This is a genomic window from Candidatus Poriferisodalis sp. (assembly GCF_965198245.1).
Classification (GTDB): Bacteria; Actinomycetota; Acidimicrobiia; order Acidimicrobiales; family Poriferisodalaceae; genus Poriferisodalis.
The window spans coordinates 582,324-593,324 of sequence record NZ_OZ240249.1; the positions used below are offsets into that span (position 1 = coordinate 582,324).

Here is an 11,001-nt window from a genome sequence, read left to right on the forward strand (position 1 = left end):
CATGCGGGTCGTGGTGTGCCCGGACAAGTTCCGTGGCACTGCGTCCGCCGCAGAGGTAGCAGCAGCTATCGAGGCGGGGGTGCGTCGGCACGCCGGAGCTCATGCCCAGGTGGCATGCCTGCCTGCTGCTGACGGCGGCGAGGGCACGCTCGAAGCGCTGGGCGGACCGAATCGCACCTCGCTGGTGACCGGGCCGCTGCGGGCACTGGTAGAAGCCGAATGGCGGCTCGTGGGCGACACCGCGATTGTGGAGATGGCTCGCGCCAGTGGACTGCTGCTGGCTGGCGGAGCTGAGGGAAACGATCCGCTCGCGGCAACAACTGCTGGCACCGGTGAGCTGATCGCGGAGGCTGTGGCCAGCGGTGCCCGGCGCGTGATCGTGGGAGTGGGCGGTTCTGCCACCACCGATGGCGGTCTCGGCGCGCTTGACGCCATGTCACCGCTGGCCCGTCTCGCCGGCGTCTCGGTGGTGGTGGCCTGCGACGTACGCACCCGCTTCTGTGATGCCGCACGCATTTTTGGACCTCAGAAGGGTGCTTCGCCGCCGCAGATCGAGCTGCTGACCCGCCGCCTGGAACGACTCGTCGACCTGTACCACGAGCGCTATGGGATCGACGTCAGCGAGATGCCCCGCGCGGGCGCCGCTGGTGGCCTGGCTGGTGGCCTGGCGGCGGGCCTGCGGGCCGAGCTGGCCCCCGGGTTTGAGGTCATTGCAACGGAGGTCGGCCTGCCCGAAGCGATCGAAGGCGCCGATCTGGTCATAACCGGCGAGGGACGGCTCGATGCGGGTTCGTTCGACGGGAAAGTGGTGGGCGGCGTGCTGGAGATGGCTGCCGAGGCCGGAGTGCCAGCGGGCGTCGTCGTGGGTGCTCGAGAACCAGGTACCGATCCTGCCGATTGGCGCTCGCCCGCAGGCGCGTCCCCCCTCACGCGCCTAGTGGTGCTGACTGAGCGGTACGGGGCCGAGCGGTCGATGGGCGACACGCTGTCGGCGGTGCGCGATGCCGCCGCGGATCTGGCCGCAAATCTCGTCTCTTGAGTTGGCGGTTAGCACTCTCAGCTCTAGAGTGCTAACCGCTGCATGAGGTGCAGCAGCGACGTGACGTCCCGTCACCCAGTCGCCCATGCACCAATAGGCCCATTGACCAATCAACCCGATTGACCAATCAACCCGATTGACCAGTCAACACAGTGTCACCGAAGACAGGAGCCACCTGATATGGCCAAGATGATCACGTTCGACGACGAGGCCCGCCGCGCGCTCGAATCGGGCATGAACCAGCTCGCCGACGCAGTGCGCGTCACGTTGGGCCCCAAGGGTCGCAACGTTGTGCTGGACAAGAAGTGGGGTGCACCCACGATCACCAATGACGGCGTGTCGATCGCCAAGGACATCGAGTTGGAAGACCCGGTGGAGCGCATCGGGGCCGAGCTCGTCAAGGAAGTCGCCAAGAAGACCGACGACGTTGCGGGTGACGGCACCACCACTGCCACCGTGCTGGCGTGGACGATGGTGCGCGACGGCCTGCGCAATGTGACTGCGGGTGCCAACCCGATGGCCGTGAAGCGGGGCATCGAGGCCGGCGTCGATGCCGCAGTGGGTGCCATCACCGACATGGCGATCAGCGTCACCGATTCGAAGACCCATGTCGCCCAGGTGGCGGCAATCTCTGCCGCCGACAGCGACATTGGCCAGCTGATCAGCGATGCGTTCGACAAGGTCGGCAAGGACGGTGTGATCACCGTTGAGGAGTCGCAGACCTTCGGTCTCGAGATGGATCTCGTCGAGGGCATGCGCTTCGACAAGGGCTATATCTCGCCGTACTTCGTCACCGATCCCGACACGCAGGAAGCCGTGCTCGAGGACGCGAACATCCTGTTCATGCAGGGCAAGATCTCGGCAGTCCGTGACGTGCTGCCGGTGCTCGAGAAGGTGACCCAGGCAGGCAAGCCGCTCGTCATCATCGCCGAGGACGTCGAAGGCGAGGCCCTCGCCACGCTCGTCGTGAACAAGATCCGCGGCACGATCCGCTCGGTGGCCGTGAAGGCGCCCGGATTCGGCGATCGCCGCAAGGCCATGCTGGCCGACATGGCGATACTGACCGGCGGCCAGGTCATCAGCGAGGACGTGGGCCTCAAGCTCGAGAACACCACGCTCGACTTGCTGGGCACCGCCCGCCGAGTGGTCGTCACCAAGGACGAGACGACCATCATCGAAGGCTCCGGCGACGAGTCCGAAGTGCGGGGCCGGATCGAGCAGATCAAGAACGAGGTCGAGAACACCGACTCGGACTACGACCGCGAGAAGCTGCAGGAGCGGCTGGCGAAGCTGTCCGGCGGCGTCGCAGTGCTGCGCGTCGGTGCGGCCACCGAGGTCGAACTGAAGGAGAAAAAGCACCGCATCGAGGACGCGGTCAGCACCACCAAGGCGGCTATCGAGGCCGGCGTGGTGACTGGTGGCGGTGTCACGCTCGTTCGGGCCGAAGAGGCGGTCAGCGCAGTTGCGGACAGCCTCGACGGCGACGAGTCCACTGGTGCGCGGCTGGTCGAGCGTGCCTTGGCGGGACCGCTGAAGCAGATCGCCGAGAACGCTGGCCTTGAGGGCGGCGTGGTGGTCAGCCGGGTCCGTGAGCTTGAGGGCCCGATGGGTCTCAATGCTGCTACCGGTGAGTACGAGGACCTGGTCGGGGCCGGCGTCATCGATGCCGCCAAGGTGACGCTGTCGGCGCTGCAGAACGCGGCTTCGATCGCCGCACTGTTCCTCACGACCGAGGCAGTCATCTGCGAGGAGCCTGATTCCGGTGGTGGCGGCGGCGGCATGCCGGACATGGACTTCTAGCGGGAGCCTTCACAGACCCCACGAACAGCCCAACCCAACGAGACGGCCCGGGCCAGCACCCGGGCCGTTTCGCGTCCCCGCCGCAGTGCCGCTTGGTAACTTCAGCCGATGGCAAAGACATTTGTCGCAGTCGATCGAGGAATCGCTGCTCAGGCTGCGGAGATTCTTGGGACGGCGACACTGAGCGAGACCATCGATGCCTCGCTGCGCGAGATCGTGAATGTGAAACTTCGCCTCGAACTCGTTGAAATACTGTCCGAGCCCGACCGTTTCGGCTTCGCGGCAGCGGAACACGCGTGGGGTGGGCAGCACTGAGGTGGCCCGCGCCACTCATCTCGCCGATACCAGCGCATTCGGACGCTTCCAACGCCCTCAGGTCCGCGAAGCGGCCATTCCCATGGTCGCGTCGGGACGGGTTGCGCTGTGCGCTCCGGTGATCTTCGAACTGGGGTTCAGCGCTCGCAATGCCGCCGAGTACGACGAGATCATGATGCGAGCCGCCGACTTCGATCTCATCTCAGATATCACCGGTCAACCCACCGAGTGGATCGTCGAACGCGGCACCGCCGACTGAGGCGCCACCGCGCCGGCACGGACGAACCGAAGCAAGGGCCGCCGGTACCCTGACCGGATGCGGCGGGGGCGCACGATGCGGGTGCTGGTGGACCGGCTGCGACAGGGCACTTGGACGCGGTCGCCTGATGAGGTCGTGGTGGAGGAACCGCTCGAGATCCGCCTCGACGGCCACATGGTGGCCACCACGATGCGCACGCCGGGCCACGACTACGAACTCGCCGTCGGGTTCTGTGCAGGCGACGGTCTGCTCGGCGACGCAACCGTGACAGGAGTGCGCTACTGCGGCGAAGGGCCGGCGGCCGAATTCGAATACAACATGGTGACCGTCGAGACCGGAGGCAAGGCGCCAGTGCCCACGCCCCGCCTCGGCAATGTCAGCGCCGCCTGCGGGATTTGCGGCAGCACCACCATCACCGACATGGCCGCACGCTTAGGCCCGCTGGCAGGCATAGGTCAATTCAGCGTCGATGCGGTTCACGCAGCCCTGGCCGCAGTTCCCGCGACCCAAGAGATGTTCGGCCGCACCGGCGGGTTGCACGCGGCCGCGACCTTCGACACCAGCGGACGCATTGACATCGTGCGCGAGGACATCGGGCGGCACAACGCCGTCGACAAGGTGATCGGCCGGCGCCTGCTCGACGGGCGCGATGACGCAGGCGACACGGCGCTGTTCGTGAGCGGACGCGCCAGCTTCGAGATGGTGCAAAAGGCGTGGGCGGCGGGAATCGGCACCCTCATTGCCGTCAGCGCCCCCAGCTCGCTTGCCATCGAGGCCTCCCGGTCTGCGGCTATCACGCTGGCGGGTTTCGCACGCGGCGACGAACTCAACGTCTACTGCGGCAGCTTGGCGGGGATTCCAGAGCGCCTCGGCGAGTCCCCCGCAAACGCTGAAGTTCATTCATAGGCTGCGCGGGTGTCGCAGATGCCGGAAGTGACGACGTCCGTCGGATGGGGTGTGCTGCACCTGTTCTGCAAGCTGACGTCCGCTGCTTACCGCGCCGACGTGCTCGCCGCGGTCGAAGCGACCGTCGACGACGACCACCAGGTCCTGACCGTCGCCGTGCTGGGCCACAAGGCCGATGTCGGCTTCATGGCACTCGGACCTGACCTGTGGCGACTGCGCAACCTCCAGACGCAACTCCAAAAGGCCGGCCTCAAGGTTGTCAACAGCTACGTGTCGATGACCGAGGTGAGCGAGTACGCACCCGACCTGCCGGCCGAGATGAAGACCCCACGCCTCTACCCCCAGCTCCCGCCCGAGGGCAAACAGGCCTTCTGCTTCTATCCCATGTCGAAGCGCCGCGACGCGGTGGGCGAAGGCAGCGGCAACTGGTTCACGCTGCCCTATGACACCCGCCGAGAGCTCATGTACAACCACGGCAAATCCGGCAGGCGCTTCCGGGGCCGCATCCTGCAAGTCGTCACCGGCTCCACCGGCGTCGACGACTTCGAATGGGGCGTGACGCTGTTCGGCGAGCACCTCGACGACCTCAAAGACGTCGTGTACACGATGCGCTACGACGAGGCCAGCGCCATCTATGGCGAATTCGGCACCTTCTATACGGGGCTGTTGGCCGACGCCCCCACGGTGCTCGACCGCATCGGCCTGTGCTAGCAGGCGCAAGGACACAGCCTGCGAACTGACGCTTCAACCCGGTCACACTCTCCCCTAGGGTTATGCGTCGGCGCTCAGTCAAGTTGCGGGCAGCGGACGCCGATTCGATCGGAGATGGCACACGCGAGGTTGCGAAAGTCGTCATAGCAGTCGCGAACCGCGTTCACATGTCCGCCGACGGCGCCATCAGCGGCTCTCAGGAAGAACATCGGCTTACGTGCATCTTGGGCGTAGGGCATCAAGCTCCTGTAGTTCCTGAGCAGTCCAAGGCAATGCTCGTCGTTCTCCACCACTAGCTGATGGCCATCGGCTTCCTTGAGTACGGCCGTGCGGTATTCGTTTGGAATCGCGTCCATCCAGCGTGCGTATGCCTTGACCGGCCGATCTAAGCGAACAGCGTGTTGTTGTACCACGTATCCGATCGGCTGCATGGCTCCGCTTGGCATCGCTACACCGTCAAGACCCTCGGTGCCGGCAGCCTTGTCGAGCCGCTCCTTCCATCCGTTCCGCCAGGACACGAGCGTGGGCCCGAGGTTCCTCAAGCCCTGCAGCGAGAACAAGTCGGGCGCGAGAGGAACCACTACGTGGTCGGCCGCGATGAGCGCGGCACGGTTGATGGCACCAAGGTTTGGTCCCACGTCAATGAGCGCAAGATCTGCCTCGGATTCACGCTGGGCGTGTTGAAGGATGCGGCTCAATGCAGTAATGACTCGGAACGCACGCGGCTGGTCGTCATCGAGACACAGCGGCCACTGACTCGACAGCTGGTCTTCCACTCGGGACAACGACAAGTCGCCTGGAACTAAACTGATCCCCGGCCTCGGCATCAACGTCTTCGGCGGCGAAATGTCGCCGAGGCCTTCGATAAGTGGGACGAGCGCGCCCGACACAGTGTCGCGTGGCGCCTTGGACGCCCACAGCCTCTCCATTTCGTTCTCGTCAAGAAACATGCTCGTGAGGTTTGCCTGTGGATCCAAGTCGGCCGCTACGACACCGACGCCTAGGTCCGCGAACATCCACGCCAAGTGGTACACCAGTGATGTCTTGCCGACGCCGCCCTTGTTGTTGAAGAAAGCAACGGCAGTCATCGCGCAGACTTCACGGTGACGAGCACTCGATTATGGTCAACGTTGAAATCCGGGGCCGGATTGCCGTTCTCGCTGAGCAGCTGTAACGCTAGGGGAATGCCGTAGCCGAACCTCTGGGCGAAGCCGAGATTGTGCATCGTCTCTGCGATCAGTTGGTTTCGGTAGTCGGTGGCACCCTTGCCTAGTGTCTCAGGCGTGACGAGACCATATAGGCCACCCGGATTCTCAATCGTGACGCGGTCCGTATACCAGTACAGTCTCGTAGGTGCGTTGGTCCCCTCGTAGCTGCGGTGCATTACACCGTTGAATGCGAGTTGGCGCAGCGCCTCCAAGGGGTAGTCGGGATACCGGCGTTCCCGCGGTCCTCGCCCGATCTCCAGCCTCGTCTCGATATTGAGTCCGATGAGAGTGCTGAGGCGGTTGAGCACATCGGCGAGTCGGCCGCTTAGCGTCGACTGATTCCGGATGGGATCGGTAACTTCAGTTCCGTCGAAGCGTACAAATTGTAGGTATGCACCGGGCATCCAGAACAGCGGATCGCGGGCGAACGAAAGCAGGGCGCCGTTGGTCGGTCTATCGCCAACGAGCAGCCGAAGTGAGCGCATCTGGTCCTCAATTGAGCGTTGATTCTCATCAATCACATCGGCAGCAATTGATGCCGGAAGGTATTCCCTCTCGATATATCCAACATCCAGATCAGCCGTGCTGGCCGATTCTCGTGGCCTTAGATCGAAGGCCATATCGCGCCCGCGCCGCCGTTCGGCGAGTCGTAGCTCGTCGGATGGGGCAGCTTGCCGAACAGTGGGACCAACTCGGACCCACACTCTTCCGTCATATCGAACCGGTGGGTCGGTTGCTGGCTGCACTGTAACGACGGCGACGTCGCAGCCATCGATGGAGCGGCGTTGAACGTCCATAGACGGAATCGGCAACGTGAGACCGTCGCCTCGCATGTCCGCGAGCCGCTTGAGCAGATCGTCGTTTACATGCAGCCCAGCACACTCGCCATCATCGGTGATGCCCACGACGATGATCCCAGGAGTGCCGTGTGCGGGCAGGTCGTTCGCAAAAGCGCAGATGGACCTTCGGATCTTCTCTGCAGCGCTGTCGGATAGCGACCGTTTGCGCTCGACGAGGTCCGACTCAATGTCGCCCATCATGGCGGCAAGCTCTGCGTCGGTGAATCCGCTGGATGTCACCCTCGCAGGGTATCCCTCGTACATACAGGCTCGGCCGAGGTCTGTTCCGCGAGTCTCTCCAAGTTCGGCCTGCGCCAGCCGGCGCAGTGTGGCGGCTGCGATGGCGAGCCACGGCCTCGCGGGCTGACGGGGGCGAGTCGTAGTCTGTTCGCAGGTCGGATCGTCGCTGCGACGTCCCGGCATCGTGAGACAGGCGAGGCCGCCATGCGGGGTTGTGATGTCTGAGTACTCGGCCCCCATCGACGACATGCTGTCTGATCTTCTCCGCGGCTGTGGTGTCTGCGCGTTCAGCTCCCGAATTGTGGACTAGGCGGTCGCCATTTTGTAGATTGTCGCCATGCCAAATTGTCGATTCGCAGTGCAGCCACCGCTCAGTGCTGACCTTGCGAGCTGTGCATGAGCGCGGTGACCCCCACGCCGGGCTACCAGTCGCGCATCGCCGAATCGGCCATCGACACAGCCTTGAGCGCTGTGGGCGCCGTGGTGATCGAAGGGCCGCGGGCATGCGGCAAGACGTGGACGGCGCGGCAGTTCGCTCGCAGCGAAGTGCTGTTCGACGGCAGCGACGAGCAGAGAATGGCCTTCGCAGTGGACCCGGCACGGACGCTCGACGGCGACGTGCCGCGCCTGCTCGACGAGTGGCACTTGGTGCCCGGAGTCTGGAACGCTATGCGCCGAGCCTGCGACGACCGGCGAGACAAGGGCATCTTCCTGCTCACAGGATCAGCGATCCCGCCCGACGACATCACCCGACACTCCGGCGCAGGCCGGGTTCGGCGAGTCCGGATGCGAACCATGACCTTGGCCGAATCCGGTCGATCGACGTGCGAGGTCCCGCTCAGCGCGTTGCTCACTGGTCACGAGGTCTCTGCCACGAAACCAGACATCCCATTCGAGGAGATCGTCGAGATCGCAGTCAACGGCGGCTGGCCCGGCTTGATCGACCTGCCGCCCGCCGCCGCGCAAGAGAACCTGGTCGCGTATCTGGACGAGATTGCGAGGACCGATGTCGCGCTTGTGGACCGGGCGCACCGAGATCCGAGGGGGGTCTCGACGCTGATGAGATCGTTTGCGCGCAATGTCTCAACCGAGGCCGGCATGTCCACTCTGGCGAGGGACGCTGACCTTGACCGGACAACGGTGAAGGCATATCTCGAAGCGCTGGAGCGGCTCTTCGTTGCCGAGCGGGTACCGGCCTGGCAGCCTCGTCTGAGGTCTCGCGTTCCGCTGAGACAGGCACCTAAACGAGTGTTTGTCGACCCGTCCTTGGCCGCAGCGGCACTTGAAGCCGGCCCTGATCGACTTCGCAACGAAGTCGGCTACTTCGGCTGCATCTTCGAGAACCTGGTGATGCGTGATCTGATGGTGTACGCCGAAGCGAACGGCTGCGGGTCGCATCACTACCGAGACAAGACGGGCCTCGAAGCAGACGCGATCATCCAGCGGCGCTCCGACGGCGCATGGATCGCCGTGGAAGTGAGACTCGGCGGCGCTGAGGCGGTCGATGCCGCCGCAGCATCGCTCAAACGTGTCGAAGCCGCCGTGGATACCAGCTTCGTTGGCCCACCAGCCAAACTGCTGGTGATCACCTCCACCGGCTACGGCTATGAACGCCCCGACGGTGTCTCCGTCGCGCCTGTCACCTCTCTCGCTCCGTAGCGACAAGCCAGCGGGTATCTCTGCGCGGGCGGCCTCGCGTGGCGTGGGGGGCGAGTCGTAGTCTGTGCGCAGACCGGTTCGTCACCGCGACGGCCCGGCACCGCCCCACAAGCGAAGCCGCCATGCGAGGCCGCCATGTCCGACTATTCCGCCCCTATCGACGACATGCTCTTCGTGCTCGAGCATGTGGCCGATCTGGAAGCTCTGGCCGCCCACGAACGGTTCGCGCATGCCGACTTGGAGACCGCAGGTGCACTCCTCGATGAAGCCGGCCGCTTCATGTCCGCCGAGTTGGCGCCGCTCAACGTGACCGGCGACCAGCAGGGGCTCGTCTTCGACGATGGCGTGATCACTCATCCCCCCGGCTTCGCAGAGGCCTACCGCAAGTTCGTCGGCGCCGGCTGGAACGGCATGGCCTTCGATGCCGATTTCGGCGGCGGTGGGATGCCCTGGTGCGTGGGACTCGCCGTCCAGGAGATGCTGACCGCGGCCAACATGGCGTTCAGCCTGTGCCCGCTGCTGACCCAGGGCGCCATCGACGCTCTTACCCACCACGCCGACGAAACCCTGCAGCAGACCTTCCTGCCCAGGATGATCAGCGGCGAATGGTCCGGCACCATGAACCTGACCGAGCCGCACGCCGGCTCCGACGTGGGCGCCCTCACGAGCCGGGCCATCCCGCAGCCCGACGGCAGCTACCTCATCACCGGGACGAAGATCTTCATCACCTACGGCGAACACGAGCTGGTCTCCAACATCGTCCACCTAGTGCTGGCGCGCACGCCGGACTCACCTCCGGGCACCCGCGGCATCAGCCTGTTCCTGGTCCCTAAGTACCTCGTCAACCCAGACGGCTCGCTCGGGCGGCGCAACGACCTGCGCGCGGTATCCACCGAGCACAAGATCGGCATTCACGCCAGCCCGACCTGCGTGATGTCCTACGGCGACGACGAGGGTGCCGTCGGCTATCTCGTCGGCCCCCCCAACGGCGGCATGCGCGCCATGTTCACGATGATGAACAACGCTCGCCTTTCGGTGGGCCTGCAGGGCCTGGCACTCACCGAGCGGGCGTACCAGCAGGCACGGGAATACGCACTGACCCGCAAGCAGGGGCGGGCGATCGGCGCCGAGCTGCCCCCAGGCGATTCCTCGCCGATCGTCGATCATGCCGATGTGCGACGCATGCTGCTGACGATGCGCGCCAACGCCGAGGCCATGCGGTGCGTGATGTACCTGAACGCCGCGGCGATCGATCGCTCGATCGTGACGACCGATCCGGACGAACGCCAACGGGCTGATGAGCTCACGGCGATCCTGACGCCGATCAGCAAGGGCTGGGGCACTGACGTGGGCGTCGAGATGACCTCGCTCGGCGTGCAGGTGCACGGCGGCATGGGCTACATCGAGGAAACCGGCGCCGCGCAGCATTGGCGCGACAGCCGGATCGCCCCGATCTACGAGGGCACCAACGGCATCCAGGCCGCGGACTTGGCGTTCCGCAAGCTGCCCCTTGGAGGCGGCGAGGCCATGGCACGCCTGATCGGCGACATGGGGGCGACAGCCGGCGAGTTGGGCGCCAGTGACGACACCCATCTGGCCGCCATCGGGGCTGCGCTCGGCGATGGCGTCGCCGCGATGGGCGACGCAGCCATGTGGCTGGGCGGTCAGCTCTCCGCGGCGCCGAACGATGTGGCCGCCGGCTCGACGCCGTTCATGCGGCTGGCGGGCGTGGTGGTGGGCGGCTGGCTGCTGGCTCGAAGCGCGCAGTCAGCAGCGGGCCTCCTGCAGGCTCAGGGGCTGACGGCTGAGCAGGCTCGGGACGCTGCGCCAGGAGGGTCAACCCCAGGATCAGACAGCTCCGCATCGCCGCAGTTCCTGGCCGACAAGATCACCACCGCTCGCTTCTACGCCGACCAGATCCTGCCGACCGCTCGCGGACTGGTGCCCGCCGTGACCGGCGGTGCCGATCTCTTCTTCGCCATTCCAGCCGAGCGGCTCTAAGCAGAGGAGATGCCGCACCGATGA

General features: G+C 65.2%; 10 protein-coding genes. 8 read left to right on the top strand and 2 right to left on the bottom strand.

Annotation, left to right across the window (positions count from 1 at the left end):
• Position 1 precedes the first annotated feature (1 nt).
• From ACOCMM_RS02720 to ACOCMM_RS02745, 6 genes are all read left to right on the top strand, one after another.
• Positions 2–1,039: a glycerate kinase gene (locus tag ACOCMM_RS02720; RefSeq protein ID WP_419551665.1), complete on the top strand. Its 1,038-nt coding sequence runs from the start codon at positions 2–4 to the stop codon at positions 1,037–1,039.
• 180 nt (positions 1,040–1,219) lie between these two features.
• Positions 1,220–2,839 (top strand): chaperonin GroEL, encoded by a 1,620-nt coding sequence (gene groL, locus ACOCMM_RS02725; protein ID WP_419551666.1) that lies wholly within the window; start codon positions 1,220–1,222, stop codon positions 2,837–2,839.
• Positions 2,840–2,947: 108 nt separating this feature from the next.
• Positions 2,948–3,154 carry a hypothetical protein gene (locus ACOCMM_RS02730; RefSeq protein WP_419551667.1) on the top strand — a complete coding sequence of 69 codons (207 nt, stop codon included), beginning with the start codon at positions 2,948–2,950 and terminating at the stop codon, positions 3,152–3,154.
• Entirely contained in the window at positions 3,141–3,413 is a 273-nt protein-coding gene (locus ACOCMM_RS02735) for a hypothetical protein (RefSeq protein WP_419551668.1), read from the top strand. Before ACOCMM_RS02730 ends, ACOCMM_RS02735 begins: the two co-directional genes overlap by 14 nt.
• A 57-nt stretch (positions 3,414–3,470) precedes the next feature.
• On the top strand, positions 3,471–4,319 hold the full coding sequence (fdhD, locus tag ACOCMM_RS02740; RefSeq protein ID WP_419551669.1) for a formate dehydrogenase accessory sulfurtransferase FdhD: 849 nt from the start codon (positions 3,471–3,473) through the stop codon (positions 4,317–4,319).
• An 18-nt stretch (positions 4,320–4,337) separates the two neighbouring features.
• Positions 4,338–5,030 (top strand): chlorite dismutase family protein, encoded by a 693-nt coding sequence (locus tag ACOCMM_RS02745; RefSeq protein ID WP_419554808.1) that lies wholly within the window; start codon positions 4,338–4,340, stop codon positions 5,028–5,030.
• 74 nt (positions 5,031–5,104) lie between these two features.
• Here the strand turns inward: ACOCMM_RS02745 and ACOCMM_RS02750 are convergent, their stop codons facing one another.
• Positions 5,105–6,118 carry a ParA family protein gene (locus ACOCMM_RS02750; protein WP_419551670.1) on the bottom strand — a complete coding sequence of 338 codons (1,014 nt, stop codon included), beginning with the start codon at positions 6,116–6,118 and terminating at the stop codon, positions 5,105–5,107.
• Entirely contained in the window at positions 6,115–7,278 is a 1,164-nt protein-coding gene (locus tag ACOCMM_RS02755) for an RNA-binding domain-containing protein (protein ID WP_419551671.1), read from the bottom strand. The genes ACOCMM_RS02750 and ACOCMM_RS02755 overlap by 4 nt, the downstream gene beginning before the upstream one ends.
• A gap of 435 nt (positions 7,279–7,713) precedes the next feature.
• Between ACOCMM_RS02755 and ACOCMM_RS02760 the strand changes: the two genes are divergently transcribed.
• Positions 7,714–8,976, top strand: a complete 1,263-nt coding sequence (locus tag ACOCMM_RS02760; protein WP_419551672.1) for an ATP-binding protein — start codon at positions 7,714–7,716, stop codon at positions 8,974–8,976.
• Positions 8,977–9,111: 135 nt separating this feature from the next.
• The gene (locus ACOCMM_RS02765; protein WP_419551673.1) at positions 9,112–10,977 is read left to right on the top strand and encodes an acyl-CoA dehydrogenase; all 1,866 of its coding nucleotides are present in this window, start codon (positions 9,112–9,114) and stop codon (positions 10,975–10,977) included.
• Positions 10,978–11,001 lie beyond the last annotated feature (24 nt).

What these genes read in the sequence shown, in the direction of transcription:
- ACOCMM_RS02720 (WP_419551665.1), top strand. Translation starts at nt 2, where the DNA reads ATGCGGGTCGTGGTGTGCCCGGACAAGTTCCGTGGCACTGCGTCCGCC.
- groL (WP_419551666.1), top strand. Translation starts at nt 1,220, where the DNA reads ATGGCCAAGATGATCACGTTCGACGACGAGGCCCGCCGCGCGCTCGAA.
- ACOCMM_RS02730 (WP_419551667.1), top strand. Translation starts at nt 2,948, where the DNA reads ATGGCAAAGACATTTGTCGCAGTCGATCGAGGAATCGCTGCTCAGGCT.
- fdhD (WP_419551669.1), top strand. Translation starts at nt 3,471, where the DNA reads ATGCGGCGGGGGCGCACGATGCGGGTGCTGGTGGACCGGCTGCGACAG.
- ACOCMM_RS02745 (WP_419554808.1), top strand. Translation starts at nt 4,338, where the DNA reads ATGCCGGAAGTGACGACGTCCGTCGGATGGGGTGTGCTGCACCTGTTC.
- ACOCMM_RS02750 (WP_419551670.1), bottom strand. Translation starts at nt 6,118, where the DNA reads ATGACTGCCGTTGCTTTCTTCAACAACAAGGGCGGCGTCGGCAAGACA.
- ACOCMM_RS02755 (WP_419551671.1), bottom strand. Translation starts at nt 7,278, where the DNA reads ATGATGGGCGACATTGAGTCGGACCTCGTCGAGCGCAAACGGTCGCTA.
- ACOCMM_RS02760 (WP_419551672.1), top strand. Translation starts at nt 7,714, where the DNA reads ATGAGCGCGGTGACCCCCACGCCGGGCTACCAGTCGCGCATCGCCGAA.
- ACOCMM_RS02765 (WP_419551673.1), top strand. Translation starts at nt 9,112, where the DNA reads ATGTCCGACTATTCCGCCCCTATCGACGACATGCTCTTCGTGCTCGAG.